20 protein-coding genes are annotated in these 25,205 nt (G+C 73.6%); 9 read left to right on the top strand and 11 right to left on the bottom strand.

What is annotated here, in order from left to right:
- Positions 1 to 13: 13 nt before the first annotated feature.
- The 4 genes from ACZ4Z1_RS33130 to ACZ4Z1_RS33115 form a co-directional block, all read right to left on the bottom strand.
- Complete coding sequence (locus ACZ4Z1_RS33130; RefSeq protein WP_468490359.1) at positions 14 to 838, bottom strand: SDR family NAD(P)-dependent oxidoreductase; 825 nt, start codon at positions 836 to 838, stop codon at positions 14 to 16.
- Between the two features lie 135 nt (positions 839 to 973).
- Positions 974 to 2,590 carry an aldehyde dehydrogenase family protein gene (locus tag ACZ4Z1_RS33125; RefSeq protein ID WP_468490358.1) on the bottom strand — a complete coding sequence of 539 codons (1,617 nt, stop codon included), beginning with the start codon at positions 2,588 to 2,590 and terminating at the stop codon, positions 974 to 976.
- Entirely contained in the window at positions 2,587 to 3,909 is a 1,323-nt protein-coding gene (locus ACZ4Z1_RS33120; protein ID WP_468490357.1) for a M20 family metallopeptidase, read from the bottom strand. Before ACZ4Z1_RS33120 ends, ACZ4Z1_RS33125 begins: the two co-directional genes overlap by 4 nt.
- A gap of 200 nt (positions 3,910 to 4,109) precedes the next feature.
- On the bottom strand, positions 4,110 to 6,467 hold the full coding sequence (locus tag ACZ4Z1_RS33115) for an ArnT family glycosyltransferase (RefSeq protein WP_468490356.1): 2,358 nt from the start codon (positions 6,465 to 6,467) through the stop codon (positions 4,110 to 4,112).
- Between the two features lie 1,074 nt (positions 6,468 to 7,541).
- On the opposite strand from ACZ4Z1_RS33115, the gene ACZ4Z1_RS33110 reads away from it, so the two are divergent.
- On the top strand, positions 7,542 to 8,030 hold the full coding sequence (locus tag ACZ4Z1_RS33110; protein WP_468490355.1) for a glutathione peroxidase: 489 nt from the start codon (positions 7,542 to 7,544) through the stop codon (positions 8,028 to 8,030).
- A gap of 9 nt (positions 8,031 to 8,039) precedes the next feature.
- On the opposite strand, the gene ACZ4Z1_RS33105 is transcribed toward ACZ4Z1_RS33110, so the two are convergent.
- Both ACZ4Z1_RS33105 and ACZ4Z1_RS33100 read right to left on the bottom strand, forming a co-directional pair.
- Entirely contained in the window at positions 8,040 to 8,609 is a 570-nt protein-coding gene (locus tag ACZ4Z1_RS33105) for an STAS domain-containing protein (protein WP_468490354.1), read from the bottom strand.
- 677 nt (positions 8,610 to 9,286) lie between these two features.
- Complete coding sequence (locus ACZ4Z1_RS33100) at positions 9,287 to 10,576, bottom strand: SLC13 family permease (RefSeq protein ID WP_468490353.1); 1,290 nt, start codon at positions 10,574 to 10,576, stop codon at positions 9,287 to 9,289.
- A 188-nt stretch (positions 10,577 to 10,764) separates the two neighbouring features.
- Between ACZ4Z1_RS33100 and ACZ4Z1_RS33095 the strand changes: the two genes are divergently transcribed.
- On the top strand, positions 10,765 to 11,313 hold the full coding sequence (locus tag ACZ4Z1_RS33095; RefSeq protein ID WP_468490352.1) for a GNAT family N-acetyltransferase: 549 nt from the start codon (positions 10,765 to 10,767) through the stop codon (positions 11,311 to 11,313).
- Positions 11,314 to 11,527: 214 nt separating this feature from the next.
- Positions 11,528 to 12,883 (top strand): NAD(P)/FAD-dependent oxidoreductase, encoded by a 1,356-nt coding sequence (locus tag ACZ4Z1_RS33090; protein WP_468490351.1) that lies wholly within the window; start codon positions 11,528 to 11,530, stop codon positions 12,881 to 12,883.
- Positions 12,884 to 12,952: 69 nt separating this feature from the next.
- Here the strand turns inward: ACZ4Z1_RS33090 and ACZ4Z1_RS33085 are convergent, their stop codons facing one another.
- A complete protein-coding gene (locus ACZ4Z1_RS33085) occupies positions 12,953 to 13,399 on the bottom strand; it encodes an ArsR/SmtB family transcription factor (RefSeq protein ID WP_468490350.1) in 447 nt (148 codons plus the stop codon).
- 99 nt (positions 13,400 to 13,498) lie between these two features.
- On the opposite strand from ACZ4Z1_RS33085, the gene ACZ4Z1_RS33080 reads away from it, so the two are divergent.
- From ACZ4Z1_RS33080 to lnt, 4 genes are all read left to right on the top strand, one after another.
- Entirely contained in the window at positions 13,499 to 15,622 is a 2,124-nt protein-coding gene (locus ACZ4Z1_RS33080) for a heavy metal translocating P-type ATPase (RefSeq protein WP_468490349.1), read from the top strand.
- Positions 15,623 to 15,810: 188 nt separating this feature from the next.
- Complete coding sequence (locus ACZ4Z1_RS33075; RefSeq protein WP_468490348.1) at positions 15,811 to 17,727, top strand: ABC transporter ATP-binding protein; 1,917 nt, start codon at positions 15,811 to 15,813, stop codon at positions 17,725 to 17,727.
- A 149-nt stretch (positions 17,728 to 17,876) separates the two neighbouring features.
- A complete protein-coding gene (locus tag ACZ4Z1_RS33070; RefSeq protein WP_468490347.1) occupies positions 17,877 to 18,374 on the top strand; it encodes a nuclear transport factor 2 family protein in 498 nt (165 codons plus the stop codon).
- A 76-nt stretch (positions 18,375 to 18,450) separates the two neighbouring features.
- Positions 18,451 to 20,007, top strand: coding sequence for an apolipoprotein N-acyltransferase (lnt, locus tag ACZ4Z1_RS33065; protein WP_468490346.1), 1,557 nt, complete (start codon positions 18,451 to 18,453; stop codon positions 20,005 to 20,007).
- A gap of 28 nt (positions 20,008 to 20,035) precedes the next feature.
- Here the strand turns inward: lnt and ACZ4Z1_RS33060 are convergent, their stop codons facing one another.
- Positions 20,036 to 20,941, bottom strand: a complete 906-nt coding sequence (locus ACZ4Z1_RS33060) for a Gfo/Idh/MocA family protein (RefSeq protein ID WP_468490345.1) — start codon at positions 20,939 to 20,941, stop codon at positions 20,036 to 20,038.
- A gap of 95 nt (positions 20,942 to 21,036) precedes the next feature.
- Positions 21,037 to 22,365, bottom strand: coding sequence for an FAD-dependent oxidoreductase (locus ACZ4Z1_RS33055; protein ID WP_468490344.1), 1,329 nt, complete (start codon positions 22,363 to 22,365; stop codon positions 21,037 to 21,039).
- Between the two features lie 111 nt (positions 22,366 to 22,476).
- Between ACZ4Z1_RS33055 and ACZ4Z1_RS33050 the strand changes: the two genes are divergently transcribed.
- Both ACZ4Z1_RS33050 and ACZ4Z1_RS33045 read left to right on the top strand, forming a co-directional pair.
- Entirely contained in the window at positions 22,477 to 23,109 is a 633-nt protein-coding gene (locus ACZ4Z1_RS33050; protein WP_468490343.1) for a TetR/AcrR family transcriptional regulator, read from the top strand.
- 177 nt (positions 23,110 to 23,286) lie between these two features.
- Positions 23,287 to 23,769: a hypothetical protein gene (locus ACZ4Z1_RS33045; protein ID WP_468490342.1), complete on the top strand. Its 483-nt coding sequence runs from the start codon at positions 23,287 to 23,289 to the stop codon at positions 23,767 to 23,769.
- Here ACZ4Z1_RS33045 and ACZ4Z1_RS33040 read toward each other — a convergent pair.
- Positions 23,757 to 24,359 carry a hypothetical protein gene (locus ACZ4Z1_RS33040; protein WP_468490341.1) on the bottom strand — a complete coding sequence of 201 codons (603 nt, stop codon included), beginning with the start codon at positions 24,357 to 24,359 and terminating at the stop codon, positions 23,757 to 23,759. The genes ACZ4Z1_RS33045 and ACZ4Z1_RS33040 overlap by 13 nt on opposite strands.
- A 108-nt stretch (positions 24,360 to 24,467) precedes the next feature.
- Positions 24,468 to 25,145 (bottom strand): uracil-DNA glycosylase, encoded by a 678-nt coding sequence (locus tag ACZ4Z1_RS33035; RefSeq protein ID WP_468490340.1) that lies wholly within the window; start codon positions 25,143 to 25,145, stop codon positions 24,468 to 24,470.
- Between the last annotated feature and the right edge of the window lie 60 nt (positions 25,146 to 25,205).

Below are 25,205 nucleotides of genomic sequence, written 5' to 3'. Positions count from 1 at the left end.
CGGCCGCGCGGTCTCAGAGCGACGGCTCGTACCGGCCGTCCACGGCCGTCCATCCGCCGTCGACCGTCAGGACGCTGCCGGTGACGAAGGTGGACGCGTCCGAGACGAGGTACGTGACGGCGCCCGCGATCTCGTCGGCACGGGCCCACCGTCCCAGCGCGGACGCCCGCGCGTAGGCGTCGTACCACTGCGGGTCGGCGGCGATCTGATCGGTGAGCGGCGTACGGACCACGCCGGGCGCCACCGCGTTGAACCGGACGCCGCGCGGCCCCCACTCGGCCGCGGCCGTCCGCAGGAACTGCACCAGCCCGGCCTTGGCCGCCGCGTACGCGCTCTGCCCCGGCTCGACCTGGAAGGCGCGCATCGAAGCCAGGCCGACCACGCTGCCCCGGCCGCGCTCGGCCATGGCGGGCGCGACGGCCTGTACGAGGGTGAAGACGGCCCGCAGGTTGAGGGCGATCACCCGGTCGAACTCCGCCGCGGTGTAATCGGCGATCCGCTTGCGCACATTGACGCCGACGGTCACGACCAGCCCGTCCAGCGCCCCCCACCGGTCCACCGCGGCCCGTACCGCGTCCGCGTCCAGGACGTCGAGGGGAAAGGCGGTCGCGGTGCCGGCCCGGCTGCCGGGAGCCGGTGCCTCGGCCGCGGCGGCCTCAGCGGCCGAGGCGGCACCGGCCGCGTCCAGGTCGGCGACGATCACTTCGGCGCCGTGGGCGGCCAGCGCCCGTACCGCCTCCCGCCCGATGCCGCCGGCTCCGCCCACGACCGCGATCCGCCGCCCGTCCAGGCGGAACAGTCTCGCGTACTCGACCGGCGCACCGGCAGTGTCGTCCATGGCCTGCTCCCTGTTGTCGGATCGGATGTACGGCGTGTGGTGTGCTGTGCGTGGTGTGCTGCCAGGTCCGTACGGGCGCGTGGTCCGCAGGGCATGACGGGTGTTCCCCGGTGCTGCCGTCGCCTCCCGCGCCGCTCACGGGCGGATCACCGCCATCCGCGTCACCGTCAGCTCCTCGATCGCGAAGCGCGGCCCCTCGCGGCCGAGCCCCGAATCCTTGACGCCGCCGTACGGAGCCACGTCGCTGCGGTAGCCCGGCACCTCGTTGATCACCACGCCGCCGACGTCGAGCGCGTCCAGCGCCCGGAAGGCGGCGTCCAGGCCGCGGGTGAAGACCGCCGCGTGCAGCCCGTACCGCCCGGCGTTGACCAGGTCGTACGCCGCTTCCAGGTCCGGGACCGTACGCAGCGCGACGACCGGCCCGAAGATCTCCTCGTCCCAGGCGAGCTGGCCGTCCGGCACCTCGGCCAGCAGGGTCGGCGCCACGCACCGGCCGACGCGCGTGCCGCCCGCCACCACCCGGGCGCCGGCCGCGCGGGCCCGGTCGATCCAGGACAGCACGCGTACGGTGGCGGCCTCGTCGATGAGGGCGGCGACCCGGGTGTCCTCCTCGCGCGGGTCGCCGACGACGATGCCGGGCAGCCGCTCGGCGATCCGCCGCTCCAGCTCACCGGCGATCTCCGCGACGGCGATCACCCGCTGTACGGCGATGCATGCCTGGCCGGAGGCGTAGTAGCCGCCGCGGGCCACCGCGTCGGCGGCCGCGTCCAGGTCGGCGTCGGCGGCGACCACGAGCGCCGCGTTGGAGCCGAGTTCGAGCACCACCTTGCGGGGCGCGGCGTCCCGGGCGATGCGGTGGCCGACGGCGGCGGAGCCGGTGAAGGAGACCGCGGCGACATCGGGGTGCGTGGTCAGCGTGCGGCCGACCTCGGCGTCGCCGGTGACCAGCTGTACGGCGCCGGCGGGCGCGCCGGCCACGGTGAGCCGTTCCCGTACGAGGTGGACCAGCCACAGGGTGGCCAGCGGGGTGGCCGGGGCCGGTTTGACGATCACCGGGCAGCCGGCCGCGAGCGCCGGGGCGATCTTGTGGGAGGCCAGCATCATCGGGTAGTTGAAGCCGGCGATGCCGACCACGACGCCGACCGGACGCCGGGTCCAGAACCCGAACATGCCGTCCCCGGAGGGCAGCAGGTCCAGCGGCACCGTCTCACCGTGGACGTGCACGACTTCGTCGGCGGCGGCCTGCCAGGTGGCCACGGCCCGCCGCACTTCGGTACGGCAGTCGGTGCGCGGCTTGCCGGTCTCGCGGACCAGCAGGTCCTCCATCGGCCCGGCCACGTCCTCCAGGTCCGCCGCCACGCCGTTCAGCACCTGACGCCGTAGGCGCGAGGCCAGCCGCGCGACCCGGGCGCGGAGGGCCGCGGCGTGTTCGACGGCACGGCGCGCGAGGTCCGCGTCGCCCACCGGCGCTCTGGCGAACTCCTCACCGTCGTACGGGAAGACCACCGGCCCGGTACGCGGGACGGACACCCAGCCGTCGCCGACGGGAAGGCCCGGGGGCAGGGCGGCGGGGAGAACGTCCGGCGTGTCGCGGTCCGGCGTGTCGCGGTCCGGCGTGTCGTGGCTGTCGGGAGGGCCGGTGGGCGAATTGGACGGCTTGGGCGTCGTGGGCGTCGTGGGCGGATCAGATGGATCGGATGGATTGGACGGATCAGAGGAAACGAATGGCTCGGGCGGATCGGGTGGCGTCATGCGCCGTCGCCTTCGGGGCGGCCGGGCCCGGCGGCGGATTCGCGCCGGGTGTCGCTCCCGGTGAGGAAGTGCCGGGCCGCCACGGCGTACACCCTCGCGTACTCGGCGATCTCCCGTATCTCCACGTACTCGTCCTTCTGGTGGGCGATCCACTTGCCGCCCGGCCCGTGGACGACGGTCGGCAGGCCCGCGTCACGGGTGAGGATCGTCCCGTCGGTCGTGCCGGGGACCGCGCCGAAGGACGGCGCGACGCCGTGCACCTGCCGGTGGGCGGCCACCAGAGCCGTGACGAGCGGGTGGTCGGCGGCGATCTCGACGGCCGGCCGGTCGTCGACGACGGTCAGCCCGACCGTGACCCCCACCTCGGCCGCCGCGGCCACGGCGGTCCGCCGCAGGTGCTCGACGAGTTCGGCGTGGTCGGTGCCGGGGACGGTCCGTGCGTCGATGCCGAGCACGCCGTGGCCGGGGATGACGTTGAGCTGGTCGGGGTCGCCGGCGCGCAGCACCGTCGGGGTGACGGTCACCGTCCCGGCGTGCGGATGGGTCCCGTACCGCCGGACCGCCCACTCCTCCGCCGCCGCGAGCGCGGCGACGACGCGCGCCCCCGCGACCACGGTGTTACGACCCTCCTGCGGCATCGCGCCGTGCGCCATGGCCCCTTGGAGATCGAGCCGCAGGCGGATGCCGCCGCGGGCCGAGGTGCACACCTCGTACCCCTCCGGCTCGCAGACGACGACGCCGTCCACCTCGGCGGCCAGCGGCGAGGCGGCGAACGCCTTGGCGCCGAGCATCAGCCCCTCCTCGTCGCACAGCACGCCGACGACGACCCGGCCCGGGAACGGCCCCGCCTCCTGGAGCGCCCGCACCCCGTAGATCATGGCCGCCACCCCCGACTTCATGTCGGCGGCACCACGGCCCCACAGCCGCCCGTCGCGGATCTGCGCGCCGTACGGATCGACGGTCCACGCGTCGGCGTCGCCCTCCGTCACGACGTCCGTGTGCCCCTCGAACATCAGGGTGCGGCCCGGCCCGCCGCCGCCCTCGACGACCGCCACGACGTTGGGGCGCCCGGGGGCGACCTCCACCACCTCGTGCGTCCAGCCGAACGTGGTGAAGAGCCGGGAGACGAGGTCGGCGGCGGGCTGTTCGACGGTGGTGGCGCCCGCCGCGTTGACGGTCCGCAGCCGCACCAGGTCCTGCGCGAGAGCCACGGCGGCCGCTTCGTCGACCGGCGGTACGGGTACGGCGGTACGCGGCCCCGCCGCCTCCGGCACGCCGGCCTCCGGGCCCGGCGGCACGACACTCGGGCTGCTGTGCACGGCACCCTCCAACTCCCCTGACGCGACGTCAGGAGACCGGTCGGACCAGACGGTCACCCGTACTGTGCTGGCCCGCTCGCTCACGGGTCAAGAGGGGCACGACGGGCCAAGAGGGTCATACGTGAGGAAGGGGCGGCAGGAGTGGGGCCGGGGGCGATGCACGTACCGTCAGAGGCGTGTGCCCTCAGGGATGCGTGCCCTCAGGAGCGCGCGTTGGCGGCGGAGCAGCGGTAGAGGTCCTGACGCGGGCCGGATGCGTGGCCGGGGCCGGCTTGCGGTCCGCTCCCGGTGCCGGTGCTGGTGCCGGTACTGGTGCCACTCCCGGTGCCGGTGCCGGTGCCGGTGCGGGTACGAGCCTGTCCCTGCTCCCCGCTCCCCGCCCGGGTCTCACCGCCGTACGCCGACGGATCCACCTTCTCGCACGCCGACCGCACCCACCGGCTGATCCGCGCCTTCTCCGACGTGCCCACGTCGTCCCCCTTGCCGACGAGCGCGAAGCGCAGTTCCCCGGCCGCCACCAGGCGCTGGTACTCGCCGAGGGTGACCGGTTCGGTCCCCGCCGCAAAGCCGCCGAGCGGCAGGACGGCGGAGCCGCCGAGACGGATGTACGGCTCCGCGGTGAGCAGCCCGGCCGAGAAGCTGTGGTCAGCTGTTCCGCGGCGGCGCTCCACGTAGTCGAGGATCTTGCGCTGGGTGTCCGTCAGCCGGGCGGGCGTGCCGAGCGTGGAGTCCTGCGGGCCCGCGGACGCCGAGTGCGCGGAGCCGGTGTAGCGCGGGTCCAGGACGGACAGCGACCAGGTGGCGGGGGCCGCGATCATCGTGACGCAGCCGGCGACCAGACCGGCGGTGGCGATACGCCGGATACGCCGGGCCCGGATGCTCCGCCGGGCGCGCAGGGCGCCGTGGGCGAGCAGGCCGAGGGCGACGAGTGCCGTCACGATGAGTACGGGGATCAGCCACGGCACCCAGTCCGAGTGGCCGGAGACGAGGTACACCGCCCAGGCCGCCTGGACCGCGACGACGGCCGGCAGCGCCCACGCCCGGAGGGCCCCGGTGTCCTTGCCGGCCTGACGCTCCGTCGCCTGCCGATACGCGCGCCACAGCGTGACGACTCCGGCGGCGGACAGCGCGGCGAGGCCCGGTGCCAGGGCCGCCATGTACGTGGCGTGCGGGACATTGATGGCGCTCATGACCGCCACCGCTGTCAGGAGCCAGCCGCCCCACAGGAGGTAGCCGCCGCGTACCGGGTCCGTACGGGGCTGCCTGCGGCGGGTGACGAAGCCGAGGACGAGGGCGGACAGCGCGAGCGGGAAGAGCCAGCCGATCTGCTGTGCCAGGGGGGCACGGAAGAGCTTTAGCCAGCCGCTGATGGGATCGCCCACCGCCACCTGCGACCCGCCGCCGCCCGGGGCCTGGCGGGCATCCCGCGCCAGGCCGGTGCCGGGCGCGGAATGGTCGCCCGCACCGGCGCTCTTACCGGGCGCGTGCCGTCCGGAACCGGCCCCCGACGGACGCCCGTCCGCCCCGGCCCCGGCTCCGCTCTTGGCGCCGTTCCTGGCGCCACCGTCGGTACCGTTCTTGGCGCCGCCCTCGGTACCGTTCCTCGCATCGTCCTTGGCCTTGTGCCCGGCCCCGCCGTCCGCTCCGGACGTGCCCTTGGCCGCGCCCGGCGTCGTACTGTCGGCGGCATCGATGTTCCAGCCGGAGCTGAGCCGGTCGAAGCCGTTGTAGCCGAACACCATCGACAGGGCGCTGTTGTCGCGCGACCCGTCCACGTACGGCCGGGCACCCTGCGGGACGACGGTCATCAGCAGAACCCAGGAGAACGAGACGGCGAACAGCACCGCGCCCGCGGTCAGCAGATGTCCGAGCCGCTTGCGCAGCGTGGCCGGTGACGCCACGAAGTACGCCACGGTCAGCGCCGGAACGATGATCCACGCCTGCATCATCGCCGCCTGGAAAGCCACTCCCACCCAGACGGCCGCCAGCAGCAGGTGCCGCGGCCGCCCGCCGGCCATCGCCTTCGCGCACTGGTCGGCGGCAAGCACCAGGCACATGGTCAGCGGCGCCTCCAGCAGCGCGTGCCCGAACATCGACGCCGCCACCGGCGTGAGCGTCAGCGCCCCGGCGGCGAGGAGGCCGGCTGCCGGGCCGCGCCAGCGCCGTACCGTGCGGTGGATCACCAGGACGCAGACGACGCCCTCGACGCACTGCGGGAGCGTCAGGGCCCAGTTGCTGAACCCGAAGAGCCGCGCGGACAGCGCCTGCGGCCACAGAAAACCGCCGATCTTGTCCAGGGTGACGGTGGAGGCCGGGTCGAAGGACGTGAAGAGGAACGCCTTCCAGCTCTCCGACATACTGCGTACGGCGGCGGCGTAGTACCCGGCATAGTCGCTGCTGGTGATGTTCCAGGCGTACAGCACCGCGGCGAGCGCGGCGATGCCCAGGAGCGCGGGCCGGTCCCAGCGCGGCCGGCCTGCGGGGGTCTGCCAGAACTGCCAGCGACTGTGCGGCCGTTCGGTGAGGACGGGCCGGTCCACGAAGGTGGTGGCGGACATGGTGGTCTCTCCCGGATGCGGAGGGGGTCGGGGCACCGCAGGGCGACGGTGGGTTCCCGGCGCGGACACGACCGAGCGGGGCGCCGCCGCGGACGGCACCTTCGGGGTCGGCGGCCTTGCGCCGAGGCCGGATTTCGGGGGCAGTGCATCACCGGCGACGACGGCACCGAACAGCGGGATGTCCCGCCACAGGAAATGGGCACGACCGTACGTGGTTTCCGGTGCCGCCTCGAACACGCAACCTCACCGTGCCACGCGAACATGAGAGAAAGATGAGCCACGGAAGCGGAATGGCGAATCCTGCTACGTCCAGCACCTTTCCGGTCAAGCTCCCTGAGGGAAACCCGTGATCACCACCGCCGGGAATTCCCTCCTGGCGGGAACGCTTCTCCTCATGCCCCCGGCACCCGCCTCCACCCATCCGACCTGCGCGTCCGCCGGCATCTCAACCCCCGCCCACGGGCGCGCTCTTGACCGATCACCCCTCAACCTGCGAGTTCCCGCCCCCTCCCCTTCGCCCTCTCCCGCGAATGACGGTACAAAGCATGGCCGATACCGGTTCCCTCACAGAATGCAGATAGTCCGCACACAGTCATTTCACAGCCGGGTTAATACCCATGACCTGACACCGGCACAACAGGACAGGCCCGAGCCACCACGTCCGCCGACCGCGCCCCGCCATCCTCCGTCGGGAATACACGGGGAACGCCGAGCGGCCGCGGGAACGTATCTTCTGCCCGTCACCGGCCCGGGGGCTTCTCAGTGCGGTCCCGTGGCGGGCCGCAACCCGGGGCGCGAGGTTCCTGTTGGATCCGGTCATGAACGGCGCACAGAGCCATCCCTACCCACCACCCCACGCGCACGCCACACATCAGGCACGCCAGCCCCACCGGCCGCCCGACGGGAACACCCCGATCTTCGACCAGCTGCTCAGGGAGTGGCGCACCGGCGTGCTCCGCCCGTGGCCGGGCCGGCCGCAGGAGGAGCGGCAGCCGGGGAAGAACACACGTGCGGGCACTGTTGCCCCTGAGGAAGTCTGTCCGCAACCGCGGTCCCGTAGCGAGGAGCCTGAACGTGAGCCTGTACGACATCCCCCTGCGCACCCTGAACGGTGAGCCCGCCTCCCTGGCCGACTACCGGGGCCGCGCCCTGCTGGTGGTCAACGTGGCGTCCAAGTGCGGCCTGACGCCGCAGTACTCGGGGCTGGAGCGGCTGCAGCAGCAGTACGGTGACCGCGGCTTCAGCGTTCTCGGCTTCCCCAGCAACCAGTTCGCGGGCCAGGAGCCGGGCAGCGCCGAGGAGATCGCCACCTTCTGCTCGGCCACCTACGGGGTCAGCTTCCCGCTGTTCGAGAAGACCGACGTCAACGGCCCGGACCGGCACCCGCTGTATACGGAACTCACCCGCACCGAGGACGGCGCGGGTGAGGCCGGTGACGTGCAGTGGAACTTCGAGAAGTTCCTCATCGACGCCGAAGGGACGGTCGTGGGGCGGTTCCGGCCCCGGACCGAGCCCGAGGCGGCGGAGCTGACGCAGGCGATCGAGGCGGTACTGCCCGCCTGACGCGGACTCTCAGGCCACGGCGGTGTCCGTGGAGGCGTCCGGTGTGGCCGGGTGTCCCCCGCCCTCGGTCCGCGCGCAGGCCCGGTCGCTGTCCGGCCGGGCCTCGGTGCAGCCCTCGGCGCGGGTCCGGACACGGGTCTCGACACGGGTCTCGGCACAGGACTCGACGCAAGTCTCGGCACGGGCCTCGGCGCGGGATTCGGCGCGGGTTTCGCAGGCCGGTTCGAACGCCGCCCCGGGGCCAGGGTCGAGGCAGAGGTCGAACGCGGACAGCAGGCCGGTCAGCCGCAGCAGCCGCAGCACGGTTGGGCTGTCGGCGACGCCGGCCAGGCGCAGGCGCCCCGCCTTGGCCTCGGCCCGGCGCCGGGCGCGGCACAGCATCGACACGCCGCAGCAGTCGATGAAGGTCACGTCCCGCATGTCCAGCACGAGATCGGGGCAGCGCGCGCCAGTGATCTCGTCGAGCCGCGCCGACAACGCGGTCGCCGCCAGGATGTCCATTTCTCCACTCAGTTCCACCACCGTGGTCGCGCCCACCACGTGTTCCCGGCTCGCGTAGTTCCGCCCCTGGTCCACCATGCCTGTCCCCATTTCCGTGCCGGTGCGCGAGATGCCGCCGCACGCTGGCGGTGGAGACGTACGGAAGTTGGGGGGGCTCGCCCGTTGCGGCCCGGGCGGGGATGACCACCGTCGGCGTTCGGCATCCGCGCGGTGCCAGCCTCCGGCGGGGTCCGGGTCGTCGGCTGCGCCCTACGTGTCTACGGCTTACCCGCTGGCCCCACCATCAGTCCGGACGGCGCATACGTAATGAAGTTGTCTCAAACTCATACTGTGCGCCACAACGGTGGACACCCGCCCACCGACGACCACCCACGGAACGGCGGTCACCGCGTACGGTGCCGGAAGGTGGGCCGGTGACAGGTGAGGCGGAAGCGGTGAAGAGAGGCCACTGATACCCGGAGGATGCGGCCCACTCCGTCCCCGGACCCACGAGTCGTCCAAAAGACCGAGCCGTTTCCGGTCAGCGCTTATCTCCTTCCCCATCTGCCTTACACGGCGTCCGCGCCTCCTCGTCGTCGATCAGCCGGACATTCGTCTCCCCCGTCCCGTCGGGCGGAACTCAAGACGGTCTTCGCCACCGGCGAAGACACCACCCCGCCACCTTCGTCAACCCCATCGGCTGACCGACGCTCTCCCTTGCGTTCCTTGCAGAGGTGCCGGGTGACCGGCAGGGTGCCGGTCAGCAGTTCCGCGCCCTACGTACCGATGACCTGCAAGGCCCCCCACAGGGCCAGCGTCGAGAAGACCAGGCCACCCGGAACGGTCAGCAGGCCGAGCCGGGTGAAAGTGCCCAGGTCCGGCGCGTCGTTCCGGTCCTGGAGGATGCGTCGCCACAGGAGGGTGGCCAGCGAACCCACGTACGTCAGGTTCGGGCCGAGGTTCACGCCGATCAGCACCGCGAGGACGGGGCCGGCGCCGCCGTGTTCCGCCACCGGCAGCAGTGCCAGCACCGCCGGCAGGTTGTTGATGACGTTGGCGAGGAGGGCGGCGAACCCGGCCACGCCGAGGAGCGCGGGCAGCGAAGCACCTTCGGGCAGCAGCCGGTCGACGGCCCCGCCGAGGCCGTTGGCGACGACCGCCTCCACCACGACCCCCAGGGCCAGTACGAAGAGGCAGAAGAACGGGTTGGCCGCCTTCACGATCCCGGTCACGGTCGTCTCCCGGCGCGTCAGCGCGCGTGCTCCCAGGACCAGTACGCCGGCCAGCGCCGCCCAGACCGGGTTGAGCCCGGCGAAGGAGGTCACGACGAACCCGGCGAGTGTCAGGGAGAGGACGACGAGTGCGAAGACGGGGAGGGGTGGATCTGTAGCTTTTGCGCTGTTTGAGGCGTCTATTGTTTCTGAGGCGTTGCCGTATCCCTCGTCGTCCGCCAGGTCCCGGCCGAAGAACCGGCGGAACACCAGGTACTCGAAGACCACCACGACGGCCCACGGCAGCGCCATCAGGGCCGCGAACCGCGTGAAGGACAGCCCGGCCGCGCCGAGGGCCAGCAGGTTGGTGAGGTTGGAGACGGGCAGCAGTAGCGAGGCGGAGTTCGACAGGTGGGCGCACGCGTACAGGTGCGGGCGGGCGCGAGCGCCGGCGTGTGCGGCGGTGGCCACGATCACCGGCGTCAGCAGCACCACCGTCGCGTCCAGACTGAGCACCGCCGTGACCGCGGCGGCGAGTACGAAGACCCCGGCCAGCAGGAGCCGCGGCCGTCCCGCGCAGCGCCGCGCCAGCGCCGAGCCCGCCGCCTCGAACAGCCCCTCCCGCGCGCACAGGTACGCCAGGACCAGCACGGCGGCCAGGAAGCCCACGACCGGCAGCAGCGTGTGCACCTGCTGCCACGCGGCGGCCGGCGACACCGCGCCGGCCAGTACGAGCAGGCCCGCCGCCGGTACGGCCGCCACCACCTCGGGGGCGCCGCCCGGCCTCCGTACGGCGAAGACCAGGACGCAGACCAGCAGCAGGAGGGAGAGGATCTCGGCGGCGGATGTGCTCACCCTCGCAAACTACAAGGGCGGACCCGCGGCCCGAGGTCGCGCCGATTAGGGTGGGTTTATTCCCTTACGCGCCTGGCCCGTGCTCAGCACATGTCCGGCACGCGCCCGGTACGCATCCAGCTCATACCCAGTACCCCCCGTACGTTCCTATACGTCCCCGTACGTGCCCGCCGAAAGGAGCGCCGGCCATGCCGATACCGGCCGCCCACGACCCCGAGATCACTCTCCGCCCCCTGCGGCCCGAGCACCTCCCCGCCGTCCTGGAGCTGGGGGAGCGGGTCTACGACACCGGCTCCATGCCGTACACCGGCTGGTCGCTGACCGCCGTCGCCACCCACCTCGACGCCTCCGTGCCCGCGTGCCGGGTCGCCATGGCCGGGGAGCGGCTAGCCGGGTTCGTGCTCGGTTCGATGACCTTCGAGCAGCGCGAGGACTGGGGCTACCTGGAGTGGATCGCGGTGGACCCGGGCTTCCAGGGGCGCGGCGTGGCCGGGCGGCTGGTGCAGGACTGCTGCGCCGTGCTGACGGAGGCCGGCGCCGCGTCCGTGGTGACCGATGTCGAGGTGGGCAATACGGCGTCGGCGACGCTGATGCGCCGTAACGGGTTCACCGAGGGCGTGACCGTCACCCTGTTCGTACGGCCCGGCGCAGGCGAGGCAGCGCACCGTGGCGGCATCTCCCTGCCGCACTTCGCCCGCACCGGCCGCCCCCGGCCCACCCACCGCGACGGCCGCTGAGCCGGGACAGCGGGACGGTCCGGACACATCGCGGCAGCCGTGACGGCCAGGACGTACCACGGCACCTGTGGCGGCCGGGACCTCCGCGACACCTGGTACCCCTGTTTCTCACCCGGTCGCAGGAGGTACCCGGTGGGCGCGGTGGCGGGGCCCGCCGCCCCGTGCCAGCGTGGCCGGGAGCCGACACAGCTGCTGACAGAGGCGAGGACGCGTCATGGAACGACCCAGAGTCCTGATCGTGGGCGGCGGCTTCGCCGGGGTGGAGTGCGCCCGGGGCCTGGAGCACGGGCTGTCCGCCGAGACGGCCGAGATCGTGCTCGTCACCCCCAACAACTACGAGCTGTATCTGCCGCTGCTGCCGCACGTCGCCGCCGGAGTGGTCACCCCGCAGTCGATCGCGCCCTCCCTGCGGCGGATCCTGCGCCGGACGCGTCTGGTGCCCGGCGGGGTGATCGGCATCGACACCGCGGCGAAGGTCTGCGTCGTACGGCTGATCACGGGCGAGACCACCGACATCCGCTACGACCGGCTGGTGCTGACGCCCGGCAGCATCACCCGCACGTTCGACATCCCCGGCCTGACGACCTATGCGCGGGGCATGAAGACGCTGGCCGAAGCCGCGTACATCCGGGATCACGTCATCGCCCAGCTGGACATCGCCGCGGCCTCGACGGACCCGGAAGAGCGCGCGGCGCGGCTGCAGTTCGTCGTCGTCGGCGGCGGCTACGCGGGGACGGAGACGGTCGCCTACCTGCAACGGCTCACCAGTGCGGCCGCCCGCCGCTACCCGCGTCTGGACACCACCCAGATCAAGTGGCACCTGATCGACATCGCTCCGAAGCTGATGCCCGAACTGGGCGACCGGCTGGGCCGGAAGGCGCTGGAGCTGATGCGGCAGCGCGGTACGGAGGTGTCGCTCGGCGTCTCGGTCGCCGAAGTGACCGAGGACTGCGTGCAGTTCACGGACGGGCGGGTGCTGCCGTGCCGGACGCTGATCTGGACGGCGGGCGTGGCGGCCAGTCCGCTGATCGGCACGCTCGGCGCGGAGACCGTACGAGGGCGGCTCGTCGTCGACGCCGACCTGACCGTGCCGGGCATGCCGGACGTGCTGGCCTGCGGTGACGCCGCGGCCGTACCGGACCTGGAGAAGGGCGCGGGCGCGGTCTGCCCGCCCACCGCGCAGCACGCCTCGCGGCAGGGCAAGCACGCCGCGCGCAACATCATCGCCGGGCTGCGCGGGGCGCCGCGCTCGCCGTACCGGCACAAGGACCTCGGCCTGGTCGTGGACCTCGGCGGCATCGACGCGGTGTCCAAGCCGCTGGGGTACGAGCTGACGGGGCTGCCCGCCCAGGTGGCGGCGCGCGGCTACCACCTGATGGCGCTGCGCACCGGCGTCGCCAGGTTCCGTACCGTGGCGAACTGGCTGATCAACGCCACTGCCGGGGACGACTTCGTACGCACCGGCTTCCAGGCCGAGAAGCCCGCGACGCTGCGCGACTTCGAGCGGACCGATGTGTACCTCTCGGCGGAAGATGTACGGGAGCGACTGGCGGCGCACGGGGCGGGGTGAGCGCCGGGGTGCACGCCGGGCCGAGAGGGTCCGGAGCGCCGAGGTGCGCGCCGGGCGCACCGGCGGTCATCAGTGGCCGCGGGGCCGCTCTCCGATTCCCGCCTTGCCCCCGGCTCCGGCCCGTTCCTCCGCCCCGCCCCCGCCCGCCTCTTCGCTCTCCGCCATGTCGGGCAGATCGCGCGCGCCGAGCCGCAGGTGCTCGATGTGGTAGACGGCCTCGTCGAGGAGCTGGGCGACGTGGGTGTCGTAGAGGCTGTAGACGATCCGGCGACCCTGCCGGGAGCCGGTGACCAGGCCGAGCGCCCGGAGCAGCCGGAGCTGGTGGGAGACCGCCGACTGCTCCATGCCGACCGCCCCGGCCAGCTCGCCCACCGGGCAGGGCCCCTGACGCAGGCGGGTGAGGATCATCAGCCGCGACGGGGTCGCCAGCGCCTGGAGAGTGGCGGCGATGGTCGCGGCGGCATCCGCGTCCAGGTGTGCTGCCGGTGTGGTCCTGCCGTCGACTCCGTGTCCCATATGCCTCATCGTATATTCGGCAATACTTGAAGACGTCTTCATGTGTTCGGCTATGGTGTCCGGGTTCCGTCCCGCCCCCCGTCCCGCACCGAGGTACCGATGACGTCCACGTCCAGCCATGGCCGTACGCAGCAGCCCCCGACCGCCGCCGAACCACCGGCCACCACCCCACCACCAGTCACCACCGCCCCGTCACCGGCCACCGCGGCATCCCCGGCATCCACCCCCCTCCACACCCCCGTAGGACCGGCGGCCGCTCCCCCGCCCCGACCGCGCCGCACCCGGCTCTTCGCCCTCCCCGAGGTGCGCTGGGCAGCCCTCTCCGCTCTCGCGTTCCTGCTCGCCTTCCCCCTCGACCTGACGGACGCCCCGGCGTGGGCGTGGGGGCCGCTGTACGTGGTGTGTTACGCGGCCGGCGGCTGGGAACCGGGCCTCGCGGGCCTGCGGGCGCTACGCGAACGCACCCTCGACGTCGACCTGCTGATGATCGTGGCGGCGGTCGGCGCGGCGGCGATCGGGCAGTTCCTCGACGGCGGCCTGCTGATCGTGATCTTCGCGGTCTCCGGCGCCCTGGAGGCCCTGGCCACCCGGCGCACCGAGGACTCGGTGCGCGGCCTGCTCGACCTCGCGCCCACCACCGCCGTACGGCTGGCGGCCGACGGCCGGGAGGAGACCGTCGAGGCGGCCGCGCTGCTGGTGGGCGACACCGTGCTCGTACGCCCCGGGGAGCGGCTGCCCGCCGACGGCACGGTGCTGGACGGCGCGAGCGAGGTGGACCAGGCCACCATCACCGGCGAGCCGCTGCCGGTGGACAGGGGACCGGACGACGAGGTGTTCGCGGGCACGCTGAACGGCACCGGCGCGCTGCGGATACGGGTCGGCAAGGACGCCTCCGAGTCGGCGATCGCCCGCATCGTGGCCATGGTCGAGGAGGCAGGCCGGACGAAGGCCCCCACCCAGGTGTTCATCGAGAAGGTCGAGCAGCGCTACTCCGCAGCCGTGGTGGCCGCGGCCCTCGCCCTGTTCGCGCTGCCGCTGCTGTGGGGCGCGGACTTCACCGCGACCCTGCTGCGGGCCATGACCTTCATGATCGTGGCGTCACCGTGCGCGGTCGTGCTGGCCACCATGCCGCCGCTGCTGTCCGCGATCGCCACCGCCGGGCGGCACGGCGTCCTGGTCAAGTCGGCGGTGGCGATGGAGCGTCTGGGCGCGGTGACGCGGGTCGCGATGGACAAGACCGGCACGCTCACCGAGGGCGCGCCACGGGTCGCCGCCGTGCGTCCGCTGGGCGGCGCGGACCAGTCGCGGGCCCTCGCGCTCGCCGCCGCGGCGGAGCGGCCCAGCGAGCACCCGCTCGCCCGCGCCGTGGTCGCCGCCGCCCGGGAGCACGGTCTGCGGGTGCCCGGCGCGTACGACTTCTCGTCCACGCCGGGCCGGGGTGTGCACGCCGTCGTGGAGGGGCGCACGGTACGGGTCGGCAGCCCTGCCGCGCTTCTGGGCGCGGGGGCGGAAGGGAGCGGTGATGGGCTCGCGGAGGAGCGCCTGCGCGAGGCGCGTGCTGCTGCGGCAGAGGTCGAAGCCACCGGTCGGACAGCGGTGGCCGTCCTGGTGGACGGTGCGCCCGTCGCCGTACTGGCCGTCACCGACCGGCTGCGCCCCGGCGCCCCGGAAGCCGTGGCCCGGCTGCAGCGCCTTACGGAAGCCGGTTCCGGGCCCGCAGCCGGTGTGACGCTGCTGACCGGCGACAACGCCCGCGCCGCCCGGCGTACGGCCGAGGAGTGCGGCATCACGGACGTACGGGCCGGGCTGCTGCCGCAGGACAAGGTGGCCGCGGTCCGCGCCTGGCAGGACGACGGGGCGAGGGTGCTCATGGTCGGCGACGGGGTGAACGACGCCCCCGCGCTGGCCGCCGCGCACAGCGGCGTCGCGATGGGCCGGGCGGGTTCCGACCTGGCGCTGGAGACGGCCGACGCGGTGGTGGTACGCGACGAGGCCGGTGCGGTGCCGACGGTCGTCGCGCTCTCCCGCCGGGCACGCCGGCTGGTGGTGCAGAACCTGGTCATCGCGTCCGTGTGCATCGGTGCGCTGGTCACCTGGGACCTGGCGGGGCACCTGCCGCTGCCCCTGGGGGTGCTCGGGCACGAGGGTTCGACCGTCCTGGTCGGACTCAACGGGCTGCGGCTGCTGCGCTCGACGGCTTGGCGACGGGCGGCGGGCGCCTGAGGGGCGTGCGCCCGGCGTACACATCAGCATGTACGCCGGGCGTCGCCGCATCCCGCCCGCTCCCCCGGCGTGCCGACAAGGGAATCCCTTGACCTCAACATTGGTTGAGGTCATAGCTTCTGGCATGTCGCCGGTCACCACGGCCCGCGATCGATCCCGTGCCGACCACGCCGCCCTGGAGGACCGCGATGGACATGGAAGTCACCGCCTGGCACTCGCTGCACAGTGCCCTGAACGCGCAGCAGGACAAGCGCCCGTTCTCCCGTTCCACCCTGCGGCGCATCGTCGCCTTCGCCCGGCCGCACCGGCGCTCGCTGGCCTGGTTCCTGGTGCTCAGCACGGTGACCGCCGTACTGGCGGTCGCCACCCCCCTGCTCGCCGGCCGGGTGGTCGACGCCATCGACCGCGACGGGGCGGCCGGGACCGTCCTGGCCTTCGCCGGACTGATCGCCGCCATCGCGGTGGCGGAGGCCGGGCTCGGACTGCTGACCCGGCGGCTGTCGGCGAGCCTGGGCGAGGGGCTGATCCTCGACCTGCGGACCACGGTCTACGACCACGTACAGCGGATGCCGGTCGCCTTCTTCACCCGTACGCGGACGGGCGCCCTGGTCAGCCGCCTGAACAACGACGTGATCGGCGCGCAGCGGGCGTTCAGCGACACGCTGTCCAGTGTGGTCGGCAACGTCGTGACGCTCCTGCTGACACTCGTGGTGATGCTGAGCCTGTCGTGGCAGATCACATTGATCGCGCTGGTGCTGCTGCCGGTGTTCGTGCTGCCCGCGCGCCGCGTCGGCCGGCGGCTGGCCGGACTGCGCCGGGAGGCGTCCGACCACAACGCCGCGATGGGCACACAGATGACCGAGCGGTTCTCCGCGCCGGGCGCCACCCTCGTCAAGCTGTTCGGCCGCCCGGCCCGGGAGTCCGCCGAATTCGCCGCGCGGGCCCGGCGGGTGCGGGACATCGGGGTCCGTACCGCCATGGTCCAGACGTACTTCGTCACCGCGCTCACCCTGGTCTCCGCCCTCGCCCTGGCCGTCGTCTACGGTCTCGGCGGCCTCCTGGCGCTGCGCGGCCACCTCGAAACGGGCGCGATCGTCTCGCTGGCCCTGCTGCTGACCCGCCTGTACGCGCCGCTGACAGCGCTGTCCGGCGCGCACACCGAGGTGATGAGCGCCCTCGTCAGCTTCGAGCGGGTCTTCGAGGTGCTCGACCTGAAGCCGCTGATCGAGCAGAAGCCGGACGCCCGTACGGTGCCGGACGGTCCGGTCTCGGTGGAGTTCGACTCCGTGCACTTCGGCTACCCGTCCGCCGACAAGGTCTCCCTCGCCTCCCTCGAAGAGGTCGCGACCCTGGACACCCGGGGCGGCGCCGAAGTGCTGCACGACGTCTCCTTCCGCGCGGAACCGGGCCAGATGGTCGCCCTGGTCGGCTCCTCGGGCGCGGGCAAGTCGACGATCGCGCAGCTGCTGCCGCGGCTGTACGACACGGACACCGGCGCGGTACGGCTCGCCGGCGTGGACGTACGCGACCTGACGGCCGACTCGATCCGCGACACCCTCGGCATGGTGACCCAGGACGGGCACCTCTTCCACGACACGATCCGGGAAAACCTGCTGCTCGCCAGGCCGGAGGCGGACGAGGAGGAGCTGTGGGACGCGCTGCGCCGCTCCCGCCTGGACGGCCTGATCGCCTCGCTGCCCGACGGCCTGGACACGGTGGTCGGCGAGCGCGGCTACCGGCTCTCCGGCGGTGAACGGCAGCGGCTGACCATCGCCCGCCTGCTGCTGGCCCGGCCGCGCGTGGTGATCCTGGACGAGGCCACCGCCCACCTGGACAACACCTCCGAGGCAGCGGTGCAGGAAGCACTGGCCGAGGCCCTGGAAGGCCGTACATCCGTGATCATCGCGCACCGCCTGTCGACCGTACGGGCCGCCGACCTGATCCTGGTGGTCGAGGACGGCCGGATCGTGGAGCGCGGCACCCACGACGCGCTGCTCGCGGCGGGCGGGCGCTACGAGGAGCTGTACCGCACCCAGTTCGAGCAGGCGCGGACCTCCGGGGAACGCGCGGCGCGCGCAGCGGCGGAACCGGCTCCGGCGCACTGACCGGCAGGCCGGTCACTTCCCGTGTGCCCCCGTCCCCGGACGGGGCACACGGCCGTACCACGCCCGGGCCCACGGCCAGGCTGTCCGGCCGCACCGCTCGGGCTCCCCCGGCCCTTGGCGCGGCCCGTTCCATGCCGAACACTGAGGCGATGACCCAGCGCGTGGAACACACCACTGTCATGGACCGCATCGCCATCGACGACCTGGTCACCGGCTATGCGATCGCCGTCGACGACGGCGACTGGGCCGCGTACCGGGCCCTGTTCGTCCCCGAAGGCCGCGTCGACTACCGCTCGGCGGGCGGCATCGCGGGCAGCGTCACCGACGTCGCGGACTGGCTCGCCGAGGTGATGCGGCGCTTCCCGGTGCGCCAGCACCTGATCGTCAACCGGCGGATCGGCATCGAGCTGCGCGACGGCGGCGCGCCCGGCGACATGGCCACCGTGCAGGCGGACTACCTCAACCCGATGCACCTCGCCGGCCCGCACGACACGCCGCCCGGCGAACCTGCGGGCGCGTCGGCCACCCCCAACTACACCTGCGCCGGCCGCTACGTCTTCGCCGCCCGCCGCGCCGCCGAGGGCTGGCGGCTGAGCGAGGTCGTCGTCCACGAGAAGTGGCGGCAGCTGGCCCCGGCACGGGCCTGACGGACCACGTCCGCCTTCTGTCCATGATCGGCCGACGCGCGCACACTGGGTGCTGCGATCCGATGGAAGGAGCGGTATGCGGGAGCCGGCCGGCTGGTGGGAGAAGACGCTCGCGTCGCCCTGGGGACGTGGTGCCGCGGCGGTCGCGGCCGGGGCGCTGCCCGCCCTGGCCTTCCCGGCGCCAGCCCTGTGGTGGCTGGCCTATGTCGCCCTCATCCCGTGGCTCCTGCTGGCGCGCTCGGCCCGTTCGAACCGCCGGGCGGCGCTGGACGGCTGGCTGGGCGGCGCCGGCTTCATGCTGGCGGTGCACCACTGGCTGCTGCCGAGTCTGCACGTCTTCATCCTCGTGCTGGCGGCGCTGCTCGGCCTGTTGTGGGCGCCGTGGGGCCTGCTCGTACGGGCCCTGCTGCACGGGACGCCCGGCGCGCGCCGGTGCGCGGCGTCCCTCGCCCTCGTACCGTCCGGCTGGCTGATGGTCGAACTGGTCAGGTCCTGGGAGTACTTGGGCGGGCCATGGGGGCTGCTCGGTGCCAGCCAGTGGCAGGTGCCGCCCGCCCTGCGGCTCGCGTCCATCGGTGGAGTCTGGCTGCTGAGCCTGCTCATCGTGGCGGTGAACACCGCGCTCGCCGTGCTCGTCGCGCTGCCGCGCGCCCGCGTACCGGCCGTGGCGGGCCTCCTCGTGTGCGCGGTCGGCGGCGCCGCGGCCTGGCTGTGGACGCCCGTGCCGCGCGCGGCGGGCACGGTCCGCGTCGGCCTCGTCCAACCGGGCGAGATCGCGGGCGCGGACGCACGGATAGCGCGCGGCGAGGAGCTGACCCGTTCGCTGGCCGGGCGCGGCGTCCGGCTGGTGGTCTGGGGCGAGAGCAGCGTCAACCGCGACCTGACCCGCAGCCCGGCCATGGCGGCCCGGCTCGCCGCGCTCTCCCGGGAGGTGGGTGCCGACCTCCTGGTGAACGTCGACGGGCGGCACGCCGGGCAGCCCGGCATCTACAAGAGTTCCGTGCTGGTCGGCCCGCGCGGCGCGACCGGCCACCGCTACGACAAGATGCGGCTGGTCCCCTTCGGCGAGTACATCCCGCTCCGCTCCGTACTGGGCTGGGCCACGCACGTCGGCAAGGCCGCGGACCAGAACCGGATGCGCGGCACCCGCCAGGTGCTGATGCCCGTCGGCACGGCGGACGGGCTCCGCGTGGGGCCGCTGGTGTGCTTCGAGTCGGCGTTCCCGGACATGAGCCGGCAGCTGGTGCGCGACGGCGCACAGCTGCTGGTCGCGCAGTCCTCCACGTCGACCTTCCAGGACAGCTGGGCGCCCGCCCAGCACGCCTCGCTGGCCGCGCTGCGCGCTGCCGAGACCTGGCGGCCGATGGCGCATGCCACCTTGACCGGGGTCAGCGCGGTGTACGGACCGCGCGGCGAGCCGGTGGGCGGCCGGCTCGGCACCGAGCGCGGCGCGGCGGCCGTGTACGACGTCCCGCTGGCCGCGGGCACCAGCCCGTACGTCCGCTTCGGCGACTGGGCGCTGTACGGCGCGATGCTGGCGCTCGGCGCGTACGCGGTCGTGACGGGAGCCCGTGCGCTCCGTTCACGCCGGGGAGCGCCCGGACCGGGCGGGAGCCGCCAGGACACGTCCTGAGCCCGCTCCAGGAGGACCGCGGTGGGTCCTACGCCCCCTGCCCCAGCGCCTCGTGGATCACCCGCTCGCACAACTCGTGCGTACGCAGCGCGTCCTCGGCGGACACGAAGCGGTCCGCCCGTACGTCGTCCAGGAACGCGAGCACGATCTGCTCGATGCCGCGCTGCCGGGCCACCGGCACCCAGTCGCCGCGCCGCCGCACACTCGGCTGTCCCTTGTGGTCGATGACCTCGGCGAGGTTGACGACCTGGCGCTTGGTGTCCTGCCCCGACACGTCGAGGATCTCCTCCGCGGAACCGCTGAGGCGGTTCATGCTGCCGATGGCGCTGAAGCCGTCGCCGGAGAGGTGCAGCACCACATGGTGCATCAGGCCGTCCTCGACCTTCGCCCGTACGTCCACGTGGTCGACGGTGCCGGGCGCCAGGAAGCGCAGCGTGTCGACCACGTGGATGAAGTCGTCCAGCACCAGCGAACGCGGGTCCTCCGGCAGGCCGACCCGGTTCTTCTGCATCAGGATCAGGTCGCGGGGGTGCTCCAGGCACTGCGCGTAGCCCGGCGCGTAGCGGCGGTTGAAGCCGACCGCCAGGCTGACGCCGCGCTCCTCGGCGAGCCGCACGATGCGCTCGGTCTCGGCCAGCTCGTAGGCGACCGGCTTGTCGACATAGGTCGGTACCCCGGCCTCGACGAGGCGGGTGACGATCTCCGGGTGCGCGGTGGTGGGCGCGTGCACGAACGCCGCGTCCAGCCCGGCGGCGAGCAGCCCGTCCAGGTCGGTGTGGCACTGGCCGGCCGGCAGGCGATACGTTCCGGCGACCCGCTCCAGGGTGGTCGGGGTACGGGTCTGCAGGTGCAGCTCGACACCGGGCTGCGCGCCGAGCACCGGCAGATACGCCTTCTGTGCGATGTCGCCGAGTCCGATGCAGCCGACCTTCACGCGTACTCCCTGGGTTGCGCCGCCGCCCCGGACCGCCTGCGGACCGGCGCGCCGGGCGTGCCGATGTTGCCGCCCGTGCCGATGCCGTACGGTCATCACGCCGGGCGCGCCGGTGGTGTGCCCGGCGCCCCGGAAGCATACGTGCCGCCCGGCGGCCGCCAGTCGGCGATGCCGTCGAGAGCACGCAGCGCGAGGTCCGGCGCGAGCCGCGCGGCACAGGCGACGGCGGCCCCGCGCAGCAGCACGCCCGGCGCGGACCGCCAGGTGGTGAGGCGGCCGACGCGCTCCGCCCGGCGCACGACCTCCGTGGTCCGCGGCAGCCGGTCCCGCGTGTACGCGTCGAGAGCGGCCGGCAGCTCCCGGCCCGACGCGAGGTGGTGCGCCAGCACGATCGCGTCCTCGACGGCCTGACAGCCGCCCTGCCCGAGGTTGGGGGTCATCGGGTGCACCGCGTCGCCGAGCAGCGCGACCCGGCCCCGGTGGCAGGCGGGCAGCGGGCGCGCCGCCGTGCTGACGTCGTTGCGCAGGATGCAGGCCGGGTCGGCGGCTTCGAGGATCTCGGGTACGGGGTGGTGCCAGCCGCCGAAGCGGCGCAGCAGCTCGGACCGTTCACCGTCGGGCGCGCGGCCCCCGGGCGGCACGACCGCGGTGGCGTACGCGTACACCCGGCCGCCGTGCAGCGGCATGCTCCCCCACGTCTCGCCACGCCCCCAGGTCTCGTGCCCGGCGTACGGTCGGCGAGGGGCCGGGGCGATCAGGCGCCAGCTGGTGAAACCGGCGTAACGGGGCTCGGGGTGGCCGGGGAAGAGCGTGCGGCGGGCGGCGGAGTGGATGCCGTCGGCGGCTATGACGAGGTCGGCGGTGAGGGTGGCGCTGCTTTCGGCGGGATCTGTGGGGTCTGCGGGGCCTGTGTGGGCTGCGGGGGTTGCGAGGTTCTGAGTGGTGCTTTCGCTTTCGGCGGGGCCGGGGCGCTCGGTGGCCGGGAGCAGACGTACTCGGGCCGGGCGGTCCGGCCGCGCGGGATCGCCCGGGTCGGTCACCCCGGCGGGCGCTGCGGTCCGTACGGCCCCCTCGGGCAGCCGCGCGACGAGCAGGCCGACCAGCTCCGCACGGTGGGCGATCACGACAGGGCCGCCGAAGCGCCGTACGGAGGCGGCGTTGTCCGTACAGGCCAGCCGTCGGCCGCGCGGCGTCCTGAGCTGCCCCTCGGTCTGCCGGACGGCCATGTCCCGTACAGCGTCGCCCACCCCGATCGTGTCCAGCGCGCGCTGGGCGTTGGGCGCCAGGGCGATTCCGGCGCCGACGGGTTCGAGCGAGGGGGCCCGTTCCAGGACGGTGACCTGCCATCCCTGCCGGTGCAGGGCTACGGCGGCGGTGAGGCCGCCGATACCGCCGCCGATGACGACCGCTGTGCGCTGCTGCATGAGCCCTCCCCGTAAGCCGTGCGGTCCGGACCGCGCCGGCGGTCACCCCCGTAACTACACCTGTAGTCGCAGGCTACTACACCCGTAGTCGGGGCGATAGGCTCACCTGCCATGACCGGTAACGCCGCACCCCGCACCGACACCCCCGCGCCGCGCGACGGAGCCGACACGCCCCGCCACGTACGCATCGCCGACGCCGCCCTGTCCCTGCTCGCCGAACGCGGGCTGCGCGGACTCACCCACCGGGCCGTCGACGAGGCCGCCGGGCTGCCGCAGGGGTCCACCTCGAACCTGGCGCGCACCCGCGCGGCCCTGCTGGAAGCGGTGGTTCGGCGGCTGGCCGAGCGCGAGGCGGCCGTCCTCACACCCCGGGAGATGCCGGGAGCGGCGGGCGGCGGCGCCGATGCGCTCGCCGAGGCCCTCGCCCTCGCCCTGCACCGTTCGCTGACCCGCCACCGCGAACTGGTCGTCGCCCGGTACGAACTGGCCCTGGAGGCCACCCGCCGCCCTGAACTGCGCGTGTTCTACGACCGGACCGGGCAGCAGTTCCGCGAGCCGCTGGTGGCGATGCTGGCGGCGGCCGGGTCGACGGCCCCGGAACGGCACGCGCTGAACATGATCGCCTGGTGCGACGGCATCCTCTTCTCCTGCGTCGCCGGACAGTTCCACGCCACGCCGCCGACCCGGCAGGAACTCCGCACCGGCTTCCGGGAACTGCTGGCCGGGATGCTCGGGCGCGGCTGACGTTCCGCCGGCCCTCCCGGCCGCGGCCGGGATCCCGCCGTCCGCCCGGCTGCGGCTGACACCACGCGACTCCGTTCGGCCTGCGCGACCGACTCGGCCGACACGGGGCAACGCCGCCCGGAGCGTTCACCCTTGCGGGGCCTTCCCAAGGGCCTTGGCGGTCGGCAGAGTTGGCCGGTGTTCCGTATCCCCGCAGCGGCGGTCCTCATGGTGACGACGGCGTTCGTCACCACCGGCTGTGTCACCGTCGCCCACCGCCCGGCCCCCGAAAGCCTGCTGCCGCGCCCCGCGCTGCCCGCCCCTTCCGTCGAGCCCAACGGCCCGGAGGTCAGCCGGGCCCCGGCGCGCGGGCGGCCGACGACACCGCCCGAGGCCGCCGCGCAGCGGTCGGCGCCCGCCCGGCCCCCTGCGTCAGGAGACCGGCGGTCGCGACCGGAGCCCGCGGCGACGGGCAAGAAGAAGGGAAAGGGCGTGGGCCGGGGCGTCCGGGGCAAACCCGAAGCTCCCCGTTCCCGCCGGTACGGACCGCCGTGGCCGCGCGCCGAGAACCGCGGCCCGGCCGCCCCGGCCCCCGGCCTGTGCAAGCTGGCCCGCGCATACGGACGCTGGCAGGACGACGACCGAGCCGACACCATCTGCCGCCACGTCTACGGCGACTGACCTCCCGCACCGCCCACGCCTCCGCCACCGTCCGAGCCGCCGTCATGGCTGCCGTCATGGCTGCCGTGGTGGCCCGGATCGCCCGCGAGCCGGTCCCCCAGCCGTTCGATCCCCCGCCGTACTCCCCGGCCGTACTCGTCGTCAGCCAGCGCCGTCGCCGTCTCCCGGGCCCGGTCGAGTTCGGCGCGGGCCTCGGCGGGCCGGTCCAGGGCGGCGTAATCGGTGGCGAGGCTCAGATGGAGGGACGGCAGCAGCGCCACCAGCGCCGGGTCGGAGCGGCGCGCCGGCGACCGCCGCTTCCGGCCCCGCTCCCGGCCCCGTCCGGCCGCCTGTGCCGTCTCCGCCTCCCGCGCCGTTTCCAGCGCGGTGAGGTCCCAGTCCAGTTCATCGGCCGGGTCGTCCTGCGTGTCGGCGAGGTAGTGCGCGAGCGTGCAGCGGTGCAACGGGTCGCCGTCCGGCCCGACCTCGGCCCACAGCTGCCCGAGACGGTTGCGGGCCTCTTCCCGGTCGCCGCCCCGGTGCAGCATGACCGCCTGCCCGATGCGGGTCAGGACGACGTCACCGCCGGCCTTCGCACGCTGATCGTCCACCGCCGCACACTCCCGCGCTCGTCCGCCGCCGTACGGCTGCCTCCCCCGACGCTAACCGGCACCGGACCGCACCGCGCGGTGTGCGCGGCGCGCCGCGGTCCTCCGGGCTCAGCCCAGGTCGGGGATGCGCCAGTCGATCGGGGTGTGGCCCTGCGCGGCGACGGCCTCGTTTATCCGGGTGAAGGGCTGGGACCCGAAGAACTTCTTCGCGGACAGCGGGGAGGGGTGCGCGCCCTCCACGACCGCGTGCCGCGCCGTGTCGATCAGCGGCAGCTTCTTCTTCGCGTAGTTGCCCCAGAGCACGAACACCGCCGGGTCCGGCCGGGAGACGACCGCCTTCATCACCGCGTCGGTGAACTTCTCCCAGCCCTTGCCCTTGTGGGAGTTGGCCTCACCCGCCCGCACCGTCAGCACCGCGTTCAGCAGCAGGACGCCCTGGCGGGCCCAGGGCATCAAGTACCCGTTGTCCGGGATCGGGTGGCCGAGCTCCTCCTTCATCTCCTTGTAGATGTTGCGCAGCGACGGCGGCGTCCTGACCCCGGGCCGTACGGAGAAGCACAGGCCGTGCCCCTGGCCCTCGCCGTGATACGGGTCCTGCCCCAGGATCAGCACCTTGACCTGGTCGTACGGGGTGGCGTCAAGGGCGGCGAAGACCTCCTCGCGGGGCGGGTAGACCGGCCCCTTCGCCCGCTCCTGCTCGACGAACTCGGTGAGCTCCTTGAAGTAGGGCTTCTCCAACTCCTCGCCGAGGACGCCGCGCCAGGACTCGGGCAGCATGTCGGTCATCACTGAGCAACCTCCGGTGTGCGATCCGTTCTCGACAACGAACTTACCGGCGACCACTGA

This window comes from Streptomyces sp. NPDC030165, assembly GCF_055573595.1.
The sequence above is the reverse complement of the archived record's forward strand: the minus strand, read 5'-3'. Positions and strand labels throughout refer to the sequence as shown.